This window comes from Rhodococcus sp. NKCM2511, assembly GCF_014905595.1.
Lineage (GTDB): Bacteria > Actinomycetota > Actinomycetes > Mycobacteriales > Mycobacteriaceae > Rhodococcoides > Rhodococcoides fascians.
The window spans coordinates 902,476-921,516 of the sequence record NZ_BNHJ02000001.1 but is presented as its reverse complement, the minus strand read 5'-3'; the positions used below and the strand labels follow the sequence as shown (position 1 = coordinate 921,516).

At 64.4% G+C, this 19,041-nt stretch carries 19 protein-coding genes; 6 read left to right on the top strand and 13 right to left on the bottom strand.

Features of this window, described 5'->3' with window-relative positions:
• The 3 genes from uraH to uraD (JLZ96_RS04145) are packed head-to-tail and all read right to left on the bottom strand — an operon-like array spanning position 1 to position 2,742.
• Positions 1-327 (bottom strand): hydroxyisourate hydrolase, encoded by a 327-nt coding sequence (gene uraH / locus JLZ96_RS04155; protein ID WP_032366655.1) that lies wholly within the window; start codon positions 325-327, stop codon positions 1-3.
• Positions 324-827, bottom strand: coding sequence for a 2-oxo-4-hydroxy-4-carboxy-5-ureidoimidazoline decarboxylase (uraD, locus tag JLZ96_RS04150; protein ID WP_027496461.1), 504 nt, complete (start codon positions 825-827; stop codon positions 324-326). Before uraD (JLZ96_RS04150) ends, uraH begins: the two co-directional genes overlap by 4 nt.
• A gap of 10 nt (positions 828-837) precedes the next feature.
• Complete coding sequence (gene uraD, locus JLZ96_RS04145; RefSeq protein WP_027496462.1) at positions 838-2,742, bottom strand: 2-oxo-4-hydroxy-4-carboxy-5-ureidoimidazoline decarboxylase; 1,905 nt, start codon at positions 2,740-2,742, stop codon at positions 838-840.
• 177 nt (positions 2,743-2,919) lie between these two features.
• On the opposite strand from uraD (JLZ96_RS04145), the gene JLZ96_RS04140 reads away from it, so the two are divergent.
• Complete coding sequence (locus tag JLZ96_RS04140; protein ID WP_032387142.1) at positions 2,920-3,453, top strand: NTP transferase domain-containing protein; 534 nt, start codon at positions 2,920-2,922, stop codon at positions 3,451-3,453.
• Here the strand turns inward: JLZ96_RS04140 and JLZ96_RS04135 are convergent, their stop codons facing one another.
• A complete protein-coding gene (locus tag JLZ96_RS04135; RefSeq protein ID WP_201009531.1) occupies positions 3,454-3,957 on the bottom strand; it encodes an alpha/beta fold hydrolase in 504 nt (167 codons plus the stop codon).
• A gap of 168 nt (positions 3,958-4,125) precedes the next feature.
• Between JLZ96_RS04135 and JLZ96_RS04130 the strand changes: the two genes are divergently transcribed.
• The 4 genes from JLZ96_RS04130 to JLZ96_RS04115 all read left to right on the top strand — a co-directional run bounded on the left by JLZ96_RS04130 (position 4,126) and on the right by JLZ96_RS04115 (position 6,614).
• Positions 4,126-4,527: a VOC family protein gene (locus JLZ96_RS04130; protein WP_201009530.1), complete on the top strand. Its 402-nt coding sequence runs from the start codon at positions 4,126-4,128 to the stop codon at positions 4,525-4,527.
• 5 nt (positions 4,528-4,532) lie between these two features.
• Positions 4,533-5,174 (top strand): class I SAM-dependent methyltransferase, encoded by a 642-nt coding sequence (locus JLZ96_RS04125; RefSeq protein ID WP_230591645.1) that lies wholly within the window; start codon positions 4,533-4,535, stop codon positions 5,172-5,174.
• Between the two features lie 57 nt (positions 5,175-5,231).
• Positions 5,232-6,029 (top strand): hypothetical protein, encoded by a 798-nt coding sequence (locus tag JLZ96_RS04120; RefSeq protein ID WP_236253828.1) that lies wholly within the window; start codon positions 5,232-5,234, stop codon positions 6,027-6,029.
• 63 nt (positions 6,030-6,092) lie between these two features.
• A complete protein-coding gene (locus JLZ96_RS04115) occupies positions 6,093-6,614 on the top strand; it encodes an AAA family ATPase (protein WP_236253827.1) in 522 nt (173 codons plus the stop codon).
• Between the two features lie 10 nt (positions 6,615-6,624).
• On the opposite strand, the gene JLZ96_RS04110 is transcribed toward JLZ96_RS04115, so the two are convergent.
• The 9 genes from JLZ96_RS04110 to JLZ96_RS04070 all read right to left on the bottom strand — a co-directional run bounded on the left by JLZ96_RS04110 (position 6,625) and on the right by JLZ96_RS04070 (position 17,142).
• Positions 6,625-7,311 carry a haloacid dehalogenase type II gene (locus JLZ96_RS04110; RefSeq protein WP_201009528.1) on the bottom strand — a complete coding sequence of 229 codons (687 nt, stop codon included), beginning with the start codon at positions 7,309-7,311 and terminating at the stop codon, positions 6,625-6,627.
• Positions 7,308-7,724, bottom strand: a complete 417-nt coding sequence (locus JLZ96_RS04105) for a DUF1707 domain-containing protein (protein WP_032390035.1) — start codon at positions 7,722-7,724, stop codon at positions 7,308-7,310. Before JLZ96_RS04105 ends, JLZ96_RS04110 begins: the two co-directional genes overlap by 4 nt.
• Positions 7,725-7,807: 83 nt before the next feature.
• Positions 7,808-9,601, bottom strand: coding sequence for an acetyl/propionyl/methylcrotonyl-CoA carboxylase subunit alpha (locus JLZ96_RS04100; RefSeq protein WP_201009527.1), 1,794 nt, complete (start codon positions 9,599-9,601; stop codon positions 7,808-7,810).
• A 127-nt stretch (positions 9,602-9,728) separates the two neighbouring features.
• Positions 9,729-11,198: a condensation domain-containing protein gene (locus tag JLZ96_RS04095; RefSeq protein ID WP_094650022.1), complete on the bottom strand. Its 1,470-nt coding sequence runs from the start codon at positions 11,196-11,198 to the stop codon at positions 9,729-9,731.
• Positions 11,199-11,332: 134 nt separating this feature from the next.
• A complete protein-coding gene (locus JLZ96_RS04090) occupies positions 11,333-11,746 on the bottom strand; it encodes a SufE family protein (protein ID WP_027496472.1) in 414 nt (137 codons plus the stop codon).
• A complete protein-coding gene (locus JLZ96_RS04085; RefSeq protein WP_374758045.1) occupies positions 11,743-12,612 on the bottom strand; it encodes a sulfurtransferase in 870 nt (289 codons plus the stop codon). Before JLZ96_RS04085 ends, JLZ96_RS04090 begins: the two co-directional genes overlap by 4 nt.
• 157 nt (positions 12,613-12,769) lie before the next feature.
• The gene (locus JLZ96_RS04080; protein WP_201009525.1) at positions 12,770-14,143 is read right to left on the bottom strand and encodes a condensation domain-containing protein; all 1,374 of its coding nucleotides are present in this window, start codon (positions 14,141-14,143) and stop codon (positions 12,770-12,772) included.
• A complete protein-coding gene (locus JLZ96_RS04075) occupies positions 14,121-15,575 on the bottom strand; it encodes a condensation domain-containing protein (protein WP_032372708.1) in 1,455 nt (484 codons plus the stop codon). The genes JLZ96_RS04080 and JLZ96_RS04075 overlap by 23 nt, the downstream gene beginning before the upstream one ends.
• A gap of 118 nt (positions 15,576-15,693) precedes the next feature.
• On the bottom strand, positions 15,694-17,142 hold the full coding sequence (locus tag JLZ96_RS04070) for a condensation domain-containing protein (protein WP_201009524.1): 1,449 nt from the start codon (positions 17,140-17,142) through the stop codon (positions 15,694-15,696).
• Between the two features lie 550 nt (positions 17,143-17,692).
• On the opposite strand from JLZ96_RS04070, the gene JLZ96_RS04065 reads away from it, so the two are divergent.
• Positions 17,693-19,039, top strand: coding sequence for a hypothetical protein (locus tag JLZ96_RS04065; protein WP_052061691.1), 1,347 nt, complete (start codon positions 17,693-17,695; stop codon positions 19,037-19,039).
• Positions 19,040-19,041 lie beyond the last annotated feature (2 nt).

The following is a 19,041-nucleotide window of genomic DNA, read 5'->3' as shown; positions in this document are numbered from 1 at the left end:
TCAGCTCCCGCGGTAGGTCGAATATGCGAAGGGGGACAACAACAACGGCACGTGATAGTGGGCGTCGGGGTCGGTGACGGTGAAGGAGACGGACACCTCGGGGTAGAAGCTCGGGGTCGAGGTCGCCTCGAAATACGATTCCGTGTCGAACGAGAGCCGGTACACGCCCGGTTCGACAGGTCCGGGAATCACCTCACCGATGCGGCCGTCTCCGTCGGTGGTGGCCGTCGATATCTCGCCCTGTTCGGAATGGAACAGCCGCACGCGCATGCCGACCGCCGGTGTACCGGCCGTGGCGTCGAGCACGTGCGTGGACAGCCCGGTCACTGCGTCGGTCCCAGCACGCGGCCGAGGCGAATTCGGTTGATCTTGGCCAGTTCCACGCGGAGCACCCGTCTTTCGGTTTCGGCATCGTTGTCGAGCCTCTCCTCGAGGATAGCGAGCAACTCCTCGGCCGACCTGCCGGTCGCGCACACCAGATACACGTGCCCGAACTTGTCCTCGTACGCGCGGTTTCCCGCCGCCAGCTTCTCGCGTACTTCGGTGCCCGCAGTGGTCACTGCGGCCTGCTCACGCTTCGACGACGGGTTGTCCGCAGTGCCCCCGATCCGGGGATGGCCGTCGAGTGCATGATCTATCTCGGCCTCCGGCAGCTCGGCAAGTACCCGATCTGCTCTGTCCAACAAAGAGTCTCGGCTGGCGAACGGTCTACCCTGGGCGACTCGACGGGCCCAGATCGAGGACGCGCAGCACTCGAACAGTGCATGCATCGCCTGTCGATCGGAGAGCTTGTTGAACCCGTCGAGTCCTATCCATTCGTGCAGCACATCTCGCTCGCTATCTGAAGTCGTTGATCCGGCCGAACCGCGCGGCCGCGATGGGGTTGGCGTCCGCAACCAGATCGTCGAACCGATAGTTCGCGATCTTGGCGATTTCGATCATCGCGAAAGATCGCTCCGCCGACGGCGCATTCTCCACCCGCGACCATCCGTTGGCCAGAACCCGATCGTAGCGTTCGGTCTCTCGGGCGCAGATCACCAACGGGAATCCGAAGTGTCGCCGATACTCGGCGGCGAGCTGGACGATGTTCTCGTGTTCGTCCTCCTCGAGGTTGGACAATCCGACGTGATCGGCAGCGTTGAGGGTGCCCGTCGCATCCTCGCTGCCGAGGTCGGGGTAGCTGTTGATCAGCTCGATCTGTTCCTCGGTGGTACCGGCCAACAGTGCTTCCTGGAATGCCTCACGTAGACCGTGGGCGTCGGCGAACGGGCGCTGCTGATACGCACGCTCGACTACCCACGGGGTGCCCTGCACCAGACCGCCGAACGTGGCGGCGAACTCCTCGGCCGACATCTCGTTGACCCGGTCGAGGGTGATACCTGCACCCGGACCGCCGGCCACGGCCTGACCACGATTTCCGATGTGGAAGAACAGCACGTTGAGGACGATGGCAGAGACTGCGCCCAGGACGATTCCGCTGCCGAACAGCATCTCGAGCCAATCCGGTACGCCCTGCGAAACGGTGGGCTGGATGGTGACGAGCATCGCCAGTCCGAGACTGGTGGCGACGATGATCAAGTTGCGATGGTCGGTGAAGTCCACCTTCGACAGAGTCTGGATTCCGACTACGGCGACCGTCGCGAACAGGGCCAGTGCGGCACCGCCCAGTACCGGTGGCGGGATGGAGGCGACGACGGCCGCCGTCTTCGGCAGCAGACCGAGCAGAATCATGATGCCGCCCGCGCTGGCGACCACCCACCGACTACGGACACCGGTCAGTCGGACCAGGCCGACGTTCTCCGAGAATGCCGTGTACGGGAACGAGTTGAACGTGCCGCCGATGACGGTGGCGACTCCATCGGCCCGCAGCGTGGCAGCGATGTCGTCCTTCTTGATGCGCTTGCCGACGATCTCGCCCGTCGCATACACACTGCCGGTTGTTTCGACCGCGATGATGAGCATGACGACGATCATCGAAATGATGGCGACGACACTGAATTTGGGCACACCGAACAGGAAGGGCTGGGTGAATCCGACCCACGATGCTTCCGCGGTGCCGTCGAAGTTCATGTCCCCCAACACGAATGCGACGGCACTGCCGATGACCAGACCGAGCAAGACGGCGATGGTGGCCATGAAGCCCTTGAAGAACCGTTGGATCAGCACGATGATCAGCAGAGTGCCGATCGCATACGCCATCCATCGACCGTTGGTCGGATCCTGTTCGTGTGTCGCAGGATTGGTCACCGCATCGTTGACCGCTACCGGCAGCAACGCGACACCGATGATCGTGATGACGGTTCCGGTCACCACCGGTGGGAAGAAGCGCAGCAGCCTACTGAAGTACGGTGCCATGAAGAACGTGACCAGACCGGCGACGATGACGGCACCGTAGACGTACAGCAACCCCTCGGTGCCGCCGCCGTTGGCCAGTGCGATCGCGATCACCGGCGACACACCGGCAAACGTGACGCCCTGCAGAAGTGGGAGCCGGACACCGATCTTCCAGAACCCGACCGACTGAATGATCGACGCGATACCGCAGGTGAACAGGTCCGCGTTGATGAGATGGATCAGCTGTTCGTTGGTCAGCCCGATTGCACTGCCGATGATGATCGGTACGAGAACGGCACCGGCGTAGAACGCGACCACGTGTTGAAACCCGTACGCGGCCAATTTGGGAACAGGAAGCACTTCGTCGACGGGATGGACGCGCTTGCGTGTGATGGGCTTGACGGACATCGGTGGGCACCTCGCGGACGCAACAGGGTGGATTCCTGCGACGCTGCAGGAGAAGTGCACCAAGAATCGGTCATTGCGACCGCTGCCGCCAGTCGAGCGAGCACAAAGTTTCCGCCGCGCTCGAGGCGCGTGTTGTGCGATCATCCAAGACTCGGCAGGACGACAGAAGGAGTGACGATGTCCGACGCTGTCGTGGGAGTGGTCCTGGCTGCAGGTGCCGGAACGCGATACGGATCGCCCAAAGTGCTCGCTCACGACGGGTTGTGGCTTCGCACGGCCGTGCAGGCACTGACCGATGGTGGTTGTGACCAGGTGATCGTTGTGCTGGGCGCGGCCGACGTCACTGTGCCCGATGGCGCCACCGCAGTACACGCTCCCCACTGGGAGCAGGGAATGAGCGCATCCTTCACCGCCGGCTTGGCGGCCGCATCGGACGCGGAGTACGTGGTGGTTCACGTGGTCGACACACCCGACGTCGGACCGGAGGTCGTCCACGCCGTTCTCGACGCCGCACCGCGGACGGGTCTGGCCAGGGCAGTGTTCGACGGCCGCCCAGGTCATCCGGTCGTTCTGGCGCGTCGACACCTCGAGGCAGCTGCGGCATCGGCGTCGGGAGACTCGGGGGCGCGGGACTTCCTGCGGGGGAGGGACGACGTGATCGCCGTCGAATGTTCGCAATGGGCAACGGGAATCGACCACGACTACCGATAGCTACCGAATGTCGGCAACGATCGTCTCGGTCACGCCGACGAACTGGTGACCACCGGTCGGCAATTCGATCACTGTCGCCGACGGCAGAGCCTTCGAGTTCGTTGCCAGATGCGACACAGGGACGACCTCGTCGTCTCGGCAGTGCAGCAACGTCAGGTCGGTCCGCGGTTCGCCGGTGAGCGCGTACTGCGCCACGTCCCAGCCCTGCGGACTCCAGTCCGGCATGGCCAGCAGCGTGGCTCGCTCCGGATGGGCGCGCATCGCTTCGGCCAGGACCCGAACCACGATCGTGGCTCCGAAAGAATGCGCGACAACGCGGTCCGCAGGTCCTGCGTCGTCGAGCAGCTTCCGAATCGGCACAGCCCAGGCCTCGTAACCCATATCGCTGTCGGACAGTTCCGGCATGACGAGGTCCAGGCGCAGCGCCTTAGCCAACCCCTGCGCCAGCTCGGTGTCGTCGACGTAGCCGCCGGCACCGTGAACGAACAGAAGTCGGCCGACCATGCTGGGATTCTCTCCTCGACAACGCTGTCGTAGAAGGAGACCGAATCGCGGCCGTGAATTCACCGGTTGACTCGGATTCGGGGACCGTGCGAGCATCGACGGCAGCGTCGCGTGTCGATGACGGACTGCGTCAGGCACTGAGGCGTCGTACTGCCCAGGAGGCAGCGCATGTCCGTTTCGTTCGATCACACCATCATTGCTGCGAAGAACAGTTCTGCGTCGGCGGCGTTCTTTCGCGAACTGTTCGACCTGCCGGAGGCACCCTCGTGGGGCCCGTTCGTCAACGTCCAACTTACCGACGGCACGCTCGTTCAGTTCGCCGAGCCCCCCTTCGACGATATTCAGTGTCAGCACTATGCCTTTCGGGTCAGCGACGATCTGTTCGACGCGGCCTACACCAGGCTGGTCGACCGCGGCGTCGAGCACTGGGCCGATCCTCGGATGACCGAACCCGGCACTGTCAACACCGACCACGGTGGCCGCGGAGTGTACTTCCGCGACCCGACCGGGCACTTCTTCGAGATGCTGACGCACTCCTACCTGTCGACGCCGGGTGAGCCGGTACCGTAGCCACTGTGACCGAGCAGCAGCATGTTTCGATGACGAGGGCCGCCTACGACACCGTTGCCGAGAGCTACGCCGACCTGGTTCGCGACGAACTCGACGGGCGACATCTCGAGCACGGACTGTTGGCGACATTTGCGGACCGAGTGTCGAGCGGCGACGTTCTCGAAGTGGGATGCGGAACCGGCCGCATCACCGAACATTTGCACTGCCTCGGCGTCGACGTAGCAGGAATGGATCTGTCGCCCAACATGATCGAGGTCGCGCGGCGCGAACACCCACACCTGCGATTCGAGGTCGGATCGATGGAGGAATTGGAGGCGGGGGACAGCACCCTGGCGGGGATCGTCGCCTGGTACTCGATCATCCACACGCCTCCGCACCAATTGTCGACGATATTCGCCGAATTGCATCGGGTGCTGGTGCCGGAAGGTCTGCTGCTGTTGGCATTTCAAGCAGGCAACGAGCGAGTCCGACTCGAGCAGGCGTACGGACACTCGGTCTCGTACGACGCATACCGACTCGACCCGGACGCGGTCGCGGGCATGCTCGTCGAGGCGAACTTCGAGGTGGACGTCCGCGTGCATCGAGCTCCGATGGGATACGAGTCGACATCGCAGGCATTTCTGTTGGCCCGCAAGCGAACATCGTGACGTCTCAAGACCGGTAGGATCTGCCCGATGTGTGCACCCCGTCCACGCGTTCTGTTCGTGACTGACTTGGCGTATCTGTCGAGGGGCCGACGCTACTGCGACGAAGACATCTTCTTGTCTTCGCAGCTTCGTGAGTGGGTCGACATCGCGCTGTGTCACCCGCTCGATGCGCTGGCACTGATGGATGGCTTCGATGCTGTCGTCGTTCGGAACTCCGGACCTGTGCTGGGATACCAGGCAGCGTTCGACGCGTTTGCTCGCCGTGCGCGCGAGAACGGCACGAAGGTTTTCACCCAGCTGACCGGCAAAGGCGACCAAAGAGGCAAGCAGTACCTGGTCGATCTTTTCGCAGATGGTTTTCCGGTCATACCTACCGTCGACGATCCGCGGGGCGTCTCGCGCTTACCCGAGGTGAATACCTATGTGGTGAAACCTAAATGGGGTGCCGACTCGATCGGCATGCGTCAGATCGGACGCGCCGAACTGTCGGAAGTCGAGCCGGGCACATTGATTCAGCCGCGGATCGATTTTGTCTACGAAGTGTCGTTCTACTTCATCGGCCGCACAGTGCAATACGCCCTGTACGCCCCGGACCCCGGCCGACGCTGGGAGTTGGAGCCGTACTCGAGTACTGCTCAGGACGAAGAGTTCGCGCAACGTTTCGTCGACTGGAACGACATCGACCACGGAATCACGCGGGTGGACGCATGCCGCACCGTCGACGGAACGCTGCTGTTGGTCGAGCTCGAAGACCTGAACCCGTACCTCTCACTCGACCGGCTGCCCGAAACGGTGCGTCGACACTTCGTGAGCAACATGGCGGACGCGATCGTAGCGCTCTGTGCCCAGCCGTAGAGGGCGAAAACAGTCGTGATTCTCGGACCGAACGACGCGTTATCGCGTCGCCCCTCGCGAATCGTGGTGGCAGGAACATCCGGTTCCGGTAAGACCACGTTGTCGGCTCGTCTCGGATCGATTCTGGGAATCGAACACATCGAGATCGACAGCCTCTATCACGGGCCTGACTGGACGCCCCGTGCCACGTTCGAGCAGGACGTGGACGAGTTCATCGCCCGCCCGGCCTGGGTCACCGAGTGGCAGTACAGCGTTGTGCGGGATCGACTCGCCGATCGGGCCGACCTCTGCCTGTGGCTCGATCTGCCTCGTCGAACGGTGATGCGGCAGATCGTCTTCCGCACGCTCCGTCGTCGGGTCGGTCGAACAGTGCTGTGGAACGGCAACTTCGAGCCACCGCTGCATTGCATACTTTTCGATCGCGATCACATCGTCCGGTGGGCCTGGAACACGCATCGGATGACGGCCGCGCACGTTCAGCGACTGAACATGCGCCGACCGGACCTGACGATCGTGCGATTCCGATCGCACGCAGAAGTGAACAGGTGGCTGGCCGATCGACTGCTTCCGGCGGCGAGGATCTGAACTGCGTCTGTCAGCAGTTGAGTCGGTCGGCAAGGGACTCGATCGAGTCTGCGCTGTAGGTCCACTCGGCTTCGGGAGCAAGGTCGAACGTCTGCGTAGGGCCGTGTTCCAGCGGGCGAGCGACAAATGCGGTGGCGAAGCCACACTCGGCTGCGGCGGCGAGGTCGCTGTTGTGGGCGGCAACCATCATGCACTCGTCGGGACGGAGCCCGAGGATGTCTGCGGTACGCAGGTAGGCGTCGGGCATGGGCTTGTACGCCTGCACCGGTTCTGCGCCGAGGATGGCGTCCCAGGGAAGGCCGGCATTCTTGGCCATGTCCAGCAGCAGAGAGATGTTGCCGTTCGAGAGCGGTGCTACGACGAACTCGGTGCGCAGCCGCGTGAGCCCGGGAACGGAATCGGGCCACGGCTCGAGTCGATGCCACGCGAGATTGAGGTCGGCCGTGGCGTCCGTATCGAGGTCGATCTCGAACTCGGAGAGCACCGTTCGCAGGGACTCGAGGTGCAGTACGTCCAACCGAGTGAAAGGTCGCCCACCGGACCGCACCTGTTCCATGGCCGGTTGATAGAGGCTCCGCCACCGATCGGCAAACCGATAGCTGTCGACTCCCGGACCGCAGATTTCGGAGACCTCGCGGGCAATGCTCGTGCGCCAATCGACGACGGTGCCGAAGACGTCGAACAGCAGCGCTTTCAACGCTTCTTCTTCTTTTTCTTCTTGTCGGCCGGATGTCCTACCGCAGACAGGATGGCTCCGGCCAGCGGAATGAGAAGGAAGAAAAGCCACTTCTGGTCGAAATCGGTAAGAAAGAACAGAGCAAGTGATCCGAAGATGACGATCGGCATCACCACTGCAGCCCAATCGATTCCGCGGTCCTTCACGGCCGGTGCGTCGGCGTCGGATCGTGCGAGCGACGCAGTGCCGGACGCGGTGGGGAGGTCGACGAATACCGATTCGAGCTGTCCACGCGTCGTCGCGGAAGCGATTGTGGCACTGCGCTCGTCGAATTCGGGAACCGTCAGACGGCCCTCGCTGAAGTGCTGACCCAGCACATCGAGGGCTTTCTCCCGATCAGCGGTACCGATACGTATTTCCGGAAGCTCGGACATTGCTACAGGGTAGCGCTATCCGCGCCGCCGTTCGATGCCGAAAGTCGCCCGGGGGTCGATCCGTTCGGCATCGAACGTCGGTGTCACTTGATTTCTGCGAGGACGGTGCCTTGGGTGATGGCGTCGCCTGCGGTGACGCTCAGGCCGGTGATGGTGCCTGCTTTGTGGGCGGTGACGGGGTTTTCCATTTTCATCGCTTCCAGGACGGCGACGAGGTCCCCGGCGGCGACTTCCTGGCCTTCGTCGACGGCGACTTTGACCACGGTGCCCTGCATCGGTGCGGTCACCGAGTCACCGGAGGCTGCGCCGGCTCCGGCACCGCCACGGGTGCGGGCCTTGGGCTTACGCCGTACCGCACCGGCATTTCCGCCGCTGCCACCGCCGAGGGTGAGCTCGCCCGGGAGGGAGACCTCGACGCGTCGGCCTCCGACCTCGACGATGACGGACTGCCGGGGCAGGGCCTCGTCGTCGTCGATCGGTTGCCCGGCGGTGAACGGGGGAACCTGGTTGTCCCATTCGGTTTCGATCCACCGGGTGTGGACGGAGAAGGAGTCGCCGTCGCCGATGAACGCGGGATCGGAGACCACCGCCGCGTGGAACGGGATCACCGTCGCCAGGCCGTCGACGGTGAATTCGGCCAACGCCCGGCGGGATCGGGCGAGGGCTTCTTCGCGGGTGGCTCCGGTGACGATGAGTTTGGCGAGCATCGAATCGAACTGGCCGCCGATCACCGAGCCGGATTCGACACCGGAATCGACGCGGACACCCGGGCCGGAGGGGGCGGTGAAGGTGGTGACCGGTCCGGGGGCGGGCAGGAACCCGCGTCCGGCGTCTTCGCCGTTGATCCGGAACTCGAACGAATGCCCGCGCGGTTCGGGGTCTTCGGTGATGGTCAGTTCTTCGCCGTTGGCGATGGCGAATTGTTGCAGCACCAGGTCGATGCCGGAGGTTTCCTCGGTGACGGGGTGTTCGACCTGCAGGCGGGTGTTGACCTCCAGGAAGCTGACGAGGCCGTCTTGGCCGACGAGGTATTCGACGGTCCCGGCGCCGTAGTAGCCGGCTTCGAGGCAGATGGCTTTGGCGCTGGAGTGGATTTCTTTGCGTTGGGCGTCGGTGAGGAACGGGGCGGGTGCTTCTTCGACGAGTTTCTGGAAGCGGCGTTGCAGGGAGCAGTCGCGGGTGCCGGCGACGATGACGTTGCCGTGTTGGTCGGCGATGACCTGGGCTTCGACGTGGCGTGGTTTGTCGAGGTAGCGTTCGACGAAGCATTCCCCGCGCCCGAATGCGGCGACGGCTTCGCGGGTGGCGGAGTCGAACAGTTCGGGGATTTCCTCGCGGGTGCGGGCGACTTTCATGCCGCGTCCGCCGCCACCGAATGCGGCTTTGATGGCGATGGGGAGGCCGTGTTCGTCGACGAACGCGAGGATTTCGTTCGCGTCTTTGACCGGTTCGGAGGTGCCGGGGACGGAGGGGGCTTTGGCGCGGGCGGCGATGTGGCGGGCGGTGACTTTGTCGCCGAGGTCGCGGATGGACTGTGGGGACGGTCCGATCCAGATCAGACCTGCGTCGATGACGGCTTGGGCGAAGTCGGCGTTCTCGGAGAGGAATCCGTAGCCGGGGTGGATGGCGTCGGCTCCGGATTTGGCGGCCGCGTCCAAGATTTTGTCGATGACCAGGTACGACTCCGCGGAGGTTTGTCCGCCGAGTGCGAATGCTTCGTCGGCCAGGCGGACGAACGGTGCGTCGGCGTCGGGTTCGGCGTACACAGCGACACTGGCCAGCCCGGCATCAGCGGCCGCCCGGATCACCCGAACCGCGATCTCACCACGATTGGCAACAAGAACCTTGGTGATCTGAGCACTGGCATGGCTGGGCACTGAGCCTCCTACAGATGTGTTTTTCGCATCCATCGTCACGAACGTCACGTCGGAGTCTAAGCACCGACTCGGTCGTCGCTGCAATCGGTCCAGGCCGCTGCGGCGCGTCCAGGGCGACAGGATGGGACTACTGGCTGGTAGCGATCCGCCCGGTATCGGAGTGCCCGGGATCGGGATGCTGGGACGTTGCGGCAGAGAAGGAGGCGGTACCGGTGTCGGCCACCTCGGTCAGCAGGGCGCGAAAGGTGCCTATGTATTCGTGTACCCGGGCAGTTGCGAGCTCGGTGTTGGGATAGCGAGCCGCGATGTTGATTCCCTGAGGTGTGCGGTTGATCCAGATGTACACGTCGTGTTGGTACTGCTTGCTGCGCAGCGCACGCGCGTTCCAATCGGGCCAGTGCTCTGCTGCCGGCGCGAACCGCACATCCATGAACGAGACGACGAAACGTGGCCTGGCCGAGTAGCCGAGGGTGGTGAACACCCGATCGAGCGGAACCCGCGCAATCGGCTTGGTCTTCTTCACCTCGGCCGATGCTGCGGCCACGACCGAGCCGAACGACTCCGCGCCGGCGATGTCGAACGAGATGGGACACAGTCCGACGAACCACCCCAGTGCCGACGCCCACTGCGGCTCGTCCCGGGTGTGTACCGGGGTGACAGTCCGAAATTGGGTGCCCCCGCCCAGCTCGGCGCCGGTGATGGCCAGGACCCCCAGTAATCCGGCGAACAGACTGTTGCCGGTCTTCCGGCACGCGACCGAGAACGAATCGGCTTGCTCGGGGTCGAGCACCCAAGCAGAGAGCCCACCCTGAGGTACGTCGTCCGGGCTGGGATCACCGATGTCGAGCGGGAAGTCGGGCAGCTGGCCTTCCCCGTCGATCAGCAGATCGCGCCAGATCGCGACGGCCTCGTGCGAATGTTCCAACTCGGCGTTTCGCTCGCGTTCGGAGGACCCGAAGTCGAGATAGCTGCCGGCCTCGAACAGGGCGGCCGGTGCCCCGCCCAGCTCCTCGCCGTACAGGGCCGCGATCTCGTGGGCGACTAGGACAGTGGACAAGCCGTCGATGATCGAGTGATCTGCTGCGAAGAAGACGGTGATCGGCCGCGTCTCGTCCAGTGGTTCGAGAGTGACGAACGCGTAGGCGGGCCAGATCAGGGGCGAGGTGAACTCATCGAAGAGATACTGCAGATGCTCGAATACCTCACTCGATTGCGCACACCGTTCCTGCTCGACCTGCCAGATGTCGACGGCTCCCTGCGCGGCGGTCACCCGGGTCATCTCACCGGTGGCTTCGTCGATCGATGCGCTCGACCGCATGGCTTCGTGTCTGTCGATCCAGTTCAGCACCGCCCGCCGGAAGGCGTGCTTGTCCAGGGGACCGGCAATCTCGAACGCCGCGCCGAGCCACGACTCGCGCCCGCGGCGAGGGCTGCTCAGGCTGGTACGCAGGTGCGCCTCGTGGACGTAGGACGTCGGGCGAGGGTCGGGCTGCCACCCGGCGGCTTCGGGAGTGTGGGCGTGCGGGCCGACACTGGGAATCCATTCGGTGAGCGTGCCCGCGGGAACCGCGTAGTCCGCCAACTCGGTGAACTCCATATCGGCAGCAACCAGCCTTCGTCAGACGCATTCGGGGGATTGTTCGGACAGCGGGCGACGATGCCCACTACCGAAGTCTACCGACGGCGGCGTGTATCGATCAAGACGAAGGCCGGGCGCTGCCGACCACGAGGTCAGCGCAGGTGCCTCTTGATACGTGCAAGCATCGCCGACATCCCTCGGAGGCGCAGGGGGCTCACCGCATCGCTCAATCCGAGAGCCGAATAGAAATCGTCCGGAACGTCGAGGATTTCCTGTGCGCTGAGACCGTCGAGCCCCTGCGCCAGGATCGAGGCGAACCCGCGAGTCGTGGGAGCCTCCGGCGGCGCGCTGAAGTATAGCTCGATCCGGGCGGGATCGGATGCATCGACCGACAGGAACAACGGCGACTGACATTCGGGGACCGGCTCCATCGCATCCTGGGCCAGGTGATCCGGCAACGGGGGTAGTTCCCGGCTGAATTCGAGCAGGAGCTGCAGTTTGTCCTGGCCCTCGACTGCGGCGAAATCCTCGACGATCTCGGCCAACGATTCTGGAAGGGAACTCATCGAGCGGCCGGTGCCGATCCGGGCTCCTCGCCCCTGGCGATCGGAACGCGCACAGCATTGCCCCACTCGGTCCACGAGCCGTCGTAGTTGCGGACGGACTCGTACCCGAGCAGATGCGTCAGCACGAACCAGGTATGGCTCGACCGCTCGCCGATGCGGCAGTACGCGATGACCTCGTCGGTTGCCGAGGTCTCGGAGTAGATCTCGTCCAGTTCTGCGCGTGAGCGGAATCGACCGTCCGGTGCTGCTGCCTTGGCCCACGGGATGCTGACGGCGGTGGGGATGTGGCCGCCGCGCAGCGCACCTTCCTCCGGGTAGTCGGGCATGTGGGTGCGTTCGCCGGTGTACTCCGCGGGGGAGCGTACGTCGATCAGAGGCACGGAGCCGAGAACTCCGAGCACGTCCGAGGCGAATGCGCGGATCGGTGCATCGTTCCGCTCGACGACGGGGTAGTCGGTCGCCGGAAACTCAGGGACATCGAGTGTGGTGTCGCGATTCTCGGACAACCAGGCATCACGTCCGCCGTCGAGCAGCCGCACGTCCTTGTGTCCGAACAGGGTGAACACCCACAGTGCGTAGGCGGCCCACCAATTGCTCTTGTCGCCGTACACGACGATTGTGTCGTCACGTGAAATGCCCTTGCGGCTCATCAGTTTCGAGAACTGTTCGCCGTCGATGTAGTCGCGCGTGACCGGGTCGTTCAGGTCGAGGTGCCAGTCGATCTTGACCGCGCCGGGAATGTGGCCGACGTCGTAGAGCAACACGTCCTCGTCGGATTCGACGACGCGGAGCCCGGGCGTACCGAGATGAGCGGACAGCCATTCGGTGGATACGAGACGATCCGGATGCGCGTAGTCGGCGAACATTGCGTTGGAATCGGTTGGTACAGGCACGTATCGGCTCCTACGGAAGATATTCGGCTGGCGGCCCGCTCGGGGGTGAACGGTCTCCGTCGACAATCCTATGCCGTACCGCGACCGAGTGGCGGGAGACGCAGGCACAGAGCGCTGCGTCGGTACTGTCTCAGCGTGTCAGGGCCGTTGTGGCGGCCTCGTCGGTCGCCTCGGCCAGCAGCGCGACCAGCGCGTCGCTGAACGCAGTCATGACCGAGTGGCCGAGGACTGTGTCGGGAAAACGTGCCCGCAGAGCCAGACCCGAGGCTGTCCGCGACACCCAGAACTGCGCGTCGTCGGACACCGTCGCGTTGCTGACGTGGTGTGCGTTGGATTCTTCGAGTCGGCGGTGGCCCTCGATTCTGGTGTAGTCGATGTACGACACCATGAACACGTCGTTTCGCGAGAGGGTGAACGTGTCTCCGAGGGATGCCAACACCTGGGGGATGGGCACTGTGCTCAGCGGTAGCGCAGCACGAAACTCCCGTTGGGCCGCGGCGATCGTGTCGACGAGCACGTCGCCGACGTCCACGGTCATCGGGGCGTTGGTGGTGAACCAGCCCAGCGCCCGCCGGAACCGATCCTCGTGACGGGTGTGCAACGGGAACAGGAACGGTATCTGCCGCGGTCCGCCGATGGCGGCGCAGGCCTGACCGATCGCAGCCACGACCCCGGCGAACATCCCGCCGCCCGACCGAGTACACAGGCGCTCGAACTCGGCAGTGCGGTCGGCATCGAGGATCGGCGCGACAAGGGTTGCCTGCGTGGCAGTCTCACCGTCCGCCAGTCCCAGGTCGAACGGAAAACTCGGCGTCGTACCACCGCACCGGACAAGGAATTCCGACCACCGCACCATGCGGTCGTCATGGCGATCCACTGCCGGCTCGGTTGCTTCGATACGGCAGTAGTCGACGAATCCTCCCACCGGACTCAGCTCGATGTTCGGATTCGACGGGCAGCGCCGGTACGTGTCGTACCAGGCGCGAACCTCGTCCACGGTCACCGCGATCGACAGCGCGTCGACGTTCGAGTGGTCGAATGCGCAGACCACCGTCGAGACGTCGGGCCGGTCGATCGCGACGCACGTGTACGACGGGAACCGTCGTGCGTCGCAACGTAACTCGAGTATTCGGCGGAGATGCTCACGTAGCTCGGTCGGGCAACCGAATTCGGTCCGGTTCGACACCGCGATCTCGACCGAACCGGGGCGATGGAGCATCCTGTCCAGGCCGTCGGTCGCCTGGACGAACGAGCTGCGCAGAGTGTCGTGTCGGTCGATCAGTCGAGCGAACGCCCACGCGAGAGCGTCGACATCGATGCGGCCGGGCACATCGAACGTGCCCGCGATCCATACTCGCCGAGCCTCGCCCAGATCGCCCAGATGAAACCGTTGATTGAACGACGGTGGAATCGGGGACCGTTGTGTATCCCCGGTGACGTCGGCGGTGAATTCGACGACGACACCGGCCGCGGGATGGTACTCAGTGATCGAGGTGACCCGCACCGACCCGCTCCTGAACCGAACCGGGCGTCAGGACGTAATCGCCTGTGCGCGCGATCTTTTCGAGTACCGATGCCAGGTGTGCGTGGTACCGCTCGACCGATTCGGCAGCGACGGCCGTGTCGGGGGTCTGCGCCACCAGATATAGATGCTCACCGTCGCGGTTGATCCACATCGACGCGTTGGAGGTCGCGCCCTCGCCGGTGAAATGCTTGGCACGAGTGTCCGCATCTCGCCCGACGCCGGGGAACCAGCGAAAGTCGATGTACGAGAGCATGTTCGGGCTCACGGCGAGTTCGCTTCCGAGCGTGCCGTCTGCGGCGAGAGCGCCGAGTACCGCATGGACCGGTGCTTCGGCGATCTGCTTGGCCCGCTCGAAACCCTCGTGCGCCGGGCCGGCGACGTCGGAGAAGCGCTCGTGACCGGCGATGTCGAACGCGACCGGCGCGAAGTTGACGAACCAACCCTGGGATTGTCCGTAGTCACCGTGGTGGCGAGTGCTCAGCACCGTGATTCCGAAGTACTCCGCGTTCCCCGCGAGCTCGAAGTCGGTGATGCCGACGGCGGCGAAGATTCCACTGCTCATCCGTGCGCCGGCGGCCTTGCACGCGGCATCGAACGCTGCCGTCAGTTCTCGGTCCAACAGGTGGCGTTCGACGATTCGGACCGGGGCGCGTTCGCCGGGTGCAAGCCCCAGATCGAGGGGGAACCGAGGCATACGGCCCTCGTGCCTGGTGAAGATGTCACGCCACGCGGCGATCTCGGGGGAGTCTGCACCGAACGTCGCGGCGCGGGCGCGCTCGTCGGCGGCGTACTCGAGGTGACTTCCCGCCGAAGCCGGTTGCGGAACATCCGCCCCGATCTCGATCGCGTACAGATCGGCCAGTTCGCTGATGACCAGAGCCTGTGAACCACCATCGGTGAACGCGTGATCGGCACCGTAGTACAACGTGAAGCTGCCCGGCCTCGATACCACTCCGACGACGAACCCCGGCCAGATGTCGGCGGTGGCCTCGGTCGAGAAGCGCTGCCGCACATAGTGTTGAAACTGCTCGTCGTCGGATGTCTCACCTGCGTCGACGGTATCGAAACGAGCAACTTCCGGGCCGCCGAGGTGTCGAACCACGTCGGTGCCGTCCACCTCGAACCAGCACCGCAGACCCTCGTGCCGCAGCACGTACGCAGTCAGCGCACGGCTCATCGCCTCGGTGTCGATGTCGCCGTCGATCTCGGTGGCCACCCCGGTGTACGCCGTGTGCACGTCACCACGTGCGCGCGCTGCCCACGCTGCCTTCAGGTGGTCTTCCTGAAGAAACGACGGTGGAGTCGAATCGATCGGTGCCGCAGCGGCGCTCGCCTGTGCCGCCGCGGTGGGATGCCACTCGAGCAGTCGGCCGGGCGCGGGGTTCCAGCGGCCCATTGCGGTGATGATCATGTTCGCTTCACTCTTCCGGTCGGGGCGCAGTGGACGGAACGTACCGGCTGCCTACGCCGCCGTCTCCGTCCACTCCGCATCTACTTCTCCTGCGTGCACGCCTATTCTGCGTCCACGCTCATTCCGCGGCGACGACGACCGACGGCGGGGCCGCCGCGAGCACCGTATCGCTACCGCCGTCGGAGTCGATGACCGCCGTCAGAACCGCGACGAACTCGGTGATGAACCGATGGACATTGGTCGACGCGACATCCGAACTAGGGAAGCGGGCCGAGATGTTGAGCCCTTCGAGTGTGCGATTGACCCAGAAGTAGACCTCGTCGTCGGCGTGGCAGTTGCTCCTGAGCGCCCGCCCCTTGCGCCCCTGCCACTGGGCGGCGTCGGGCAGGAACCGCAGGTCGATGTACGAGACCACGAACCGGGGAATTTCGGTGGAGTCGAGGATCTTGGCGATCTTCGAGTACGGCATACGGGCCAGGCCCTTGTTCGCAGCGCCCGCGGTGGCCGCGGCCTCGAGTGCCTCGACGAAGGTGCAGGCGTTGTCGAGCTGGATCTCCATCGGAAGAATGCCGACGTACCACCCCACCGACGCGGCCCACTTCTGCTCGTCGCGGGTGTGCATCGGCATCACCGTGCGCAAAGACCGACTGCCGGACAGGCGAGCATTCGTCAATGCGAGCGCCGCAAGAATTCCGGCCTGCATGTTGTATCCGGCAGCGCGGCACGCCGCATTGAAGCCGTCCGACTGTTCGGAGGTCAGAAGCCACGACGAGATGCTGCTCTGGGGCGCAGGGCCGGTGTCGGCGCGGGGCCGGTCGCCCGCCAACGGAAGCGGGAAAGCAGGGAAGCGGCCGTCCTCGACAGCGAGGAAGTCCTGCCACGTTCGCACGGCACCGTGATCCGCCGTCAGGGTGTCGCCGAGTGCCCGTTCGGACTGACTGAAGTCGACGTAACTACCCACCTCGGGCAATTCCGGGTCGATGCCGTCGAGGGCCTGCGCGTACAGCCGGTCGATCTCGTTGATCGCGTAGATCTGGCTGTATGCGTCCATGACCGAATGATCGGCCGCGAAGGCGAGCAGGAACGATTCCTCGGGCCCACCGGCGAGAGTGCGGGACGCGTCGTCGGGTTCGATGGTGGCGAGAACGAAATGCGGCCATGCCGTCGGAGACACGGTGTCGCCGAACCACGACTGCAGATGGCCGAACACCTGAGTTTCCGATCGCGACTCCGCGTGTGGGCGATCTGTCACCTGCACGGCGTCGACCGGTGCGGTGAAGCGCTGCCACGAACCGGACTGGTCGTCACGACGAACCTTGGTTCGGAACGCCTCGTGCCGACCCATGTACGCGGCGATGGTGCGGCGTACGGCCTCGACGTCGTAGCGACGATGGATCTCGAATACCGTGCCGATCCAGGAGCCCGGCGCGCTGCGCTCGCAATGGTCCTCGTGCGTGAACGACAGCCCGCGGGGATCGAGAGCCCACTGATCGTCGTCGACGCGGGGAACCCACTCGGTCAAGCGTCCGGCGGGAAGTGGATAGTCGGCGAGTTCGGTGTATTCCATGGTGTCCTCTTCCGTTCCGGGCTCGGCCAGCGGTATTCGGCAGTAGTGGTGTCTATCGGCATTCGATTACGGTCGAGTGGTGGATGTAACGGCGGAAGTCGTCGGTCCGGCTCGCTTTTATCGGGTGCACTCGCAATGCTTTCGACATTGAAAGAACAACTATTCGACGGACCGTGGAGTCGCCGTCCGGTCGACGTGAGTACGGCACTCACAATAGGGCGAAAGCGAAACTATTTCGCGACGCGTAAAAGTAATTCTTGTCACTGTCGAGGGGGTTGACCGACGGGTGGAACATCGGTCGGAAAACTGATTCTCGTACACATCTGCATTGCGATTCCAGCGTAACCGCACGTCAGGGCCCGATGATTCGAGAGAGCCGATCCGGGTGACGGGCTCGGAACCCAGACCTCGGGCCGGACCGGCACCCCGAGACCGGAGTCACATTCGCGCGTCCGCTCGGTGGAATGGCACCTATTGCAAACATTGAATGAATCGCCCGACGAGAAACAGCACCACCTTCCCGTTTCTTTCGATGTAGTAGGTTCGGCGCGTGACTCGAATTGGATTTGCCGATCACCTTTTCTTGCGAATGCACCACGGCATCGGATTTCCCGTCTACAACCAGTTCCTGTGGTGGTTCGATGACGTCGTGCAGCGAGAAGACCTGGAAAGACTGCGTGACAACCTGTCCGACGGTCTGCTTGCACGCAGGGTGGTGGCATCGGCAATTCCGACGGCCCGAGATCGGTGGGTGCCGTCGGCCGCCTCTCATTCACTGGATTTTCATCCAGAATTCACAGACCCCTCGATGGTGCGGCAATGGGCGGACGGCCGGATCGATCCCGATATCGACCCCGAGACCGGATTGGGTTGGCAACTCGCGGCGACGAGACTGAGCGACGGCGGCATGGTGCTGTCGTTGGTCGCCTCGCACATGGTCGCCGACGGTGGCGCCTTGATCGCTGCATTCCGTGCGGCGAACTCCGACTCCGTCGCGTCCCGTGTCTCCTCCGCCCCGGGCGGCCTCGAGGCCCTCGCTTCCGACTTCGGTGACGCCGTCGAGCAAATTCGGTCCGCGGGTGGATGGCTGGTGAACGCGGCGGTGCAGGCTCTGCCTCTGTCCGGACGCTCCGAGCCTGCCGGTGCCACCCAGTCGAGGCCGAAACCACACCGGGCAGCACCCGAGCGAGCGGCTGCGGCGGACTGGACATCCCCGCACGTGGTTGCCGAGGTGGACGCCGATGCATGGCGATCGACCGCGGAACGCTGGGGAGGAACATCCAATTCGCTGTTCGTGGCGGTCCTGACTGCTGCGTCCGGACTCGCCGGCCGTGCTTCGGTGGGAGACACGGTGCAGTGGTCCCTGCCCGTCAGTGATCGCGGCGACGCATCCGACACACGGTCCAACGCCACCAAGATCGTCAAGATCGACGTGCCGATCGCCGACCCGACCGATCTGGACCTCCGCCCGATCCGCGCCGCCAGTAAATCGGCCTTCACGGCTTTCGCCGCTGCTCAGGCCGCCGGTGCCGCTCCGGGCGGCCTGTCCCAGGCACTGGTTCAAATGCTGCCCGACGCGGTGGTCGCACGAGTGCCGCAGCCCCGCGACGGTGCCGAAGGGCTGGCGTCGAACCTCGGTTCTCTTCCCGACGACTTCACGACGGTGGCGGGGATCGCTGCCCGAGCGGTGTCCGGTCGAGCGACGTTCGCCGGAGCCGACGCCGACTTCGCTCGTTCGCTCGACGGCGGTCTGACCGCATGGTCGAGCGAGACCGGCACCAGTGTGACCGTGACCGTCCACGCCATGGACCCCGACCGATGCCCGGACGAGCACATACTGCGTGAACACCTGACCGAGGCGCTTCGGAGATGGGGACTCTCGGCACGCTTCTGGTGAGT

Bases quoted from the DNA above. Each gene is read 5' to 3' on its own strand.
- uraD (WP_027496462.1), bottom strand. From the start codon at position 2,742: ATGTCCGTCAAGCCCATCACACGCAAGCGCGTCCATCCCGTCGACGAA.
- JLZ96_RS04140 (WP_032387142.1), top strand. From the start codon at position 2,920: ATGTCCGACGCTGTCGTGGGAGTGGTCCTGGCTGCAGGTGCCGGAACG.
- JLZ96_RS04135 (WP_201009531.1), bottom strand. From the start codon at position 3,957: ATGGTCGGCCGACTTCTGTTCGTTCACGGTGCCGGCGGCTACGTCGAC.
- JLZ96_RS04130 (WP_201009530.1), top strand. From the start codon at position 4,126: ATGTCCGTTTCGTTCGATCACACCATCATTGCTGCGAAGAACAGTTCT.
- JLZ96_RS04105 (WP_032390035.1), bottom strand. From the start codon at position 7,724: ATGTCCGAGCTTCCGGAAATACGTATCGGTACCGCTGATCGGGAGAAA.
- JLZ96_RS04095 (WP_094650022.1), bottom strand. From the start codon at position 11,198: ATGGAGTTCACCGAGTTGGCGGACTACGCGGTTCCCGCGGGCACGCTC.
- JLZ96_RS04090 (WP_027496472.1), bottom strand. From the start codon at position 11,746: ATGAGTTCCCTTCCAGAATCGTTGGCCGAGATCGTCGAGGATTTCGCC.
- JLZ96_RS04085 (WP_374758045.1), bottom strand. From the start codon at position 12,612: ATGTTCGCCGACTACGCGCATCCGGATCGTCTCGTATCCACCGAATGG.
- JLZ96_RS04075 (WP_032372708.1), bottom strand. From the start codon at position 15,575: ATGATCATCACCGCAATGGGCCGCTGGAACCCCGCGCCCGGCCGACTG.
- JLZ96_RS04070 (WP_201009524.1), bottom strand. From the start codon at position 17,142: ATGGAATACACCGAACTCGCCGACTATCCACTTCCCGCCGGACGCTTG.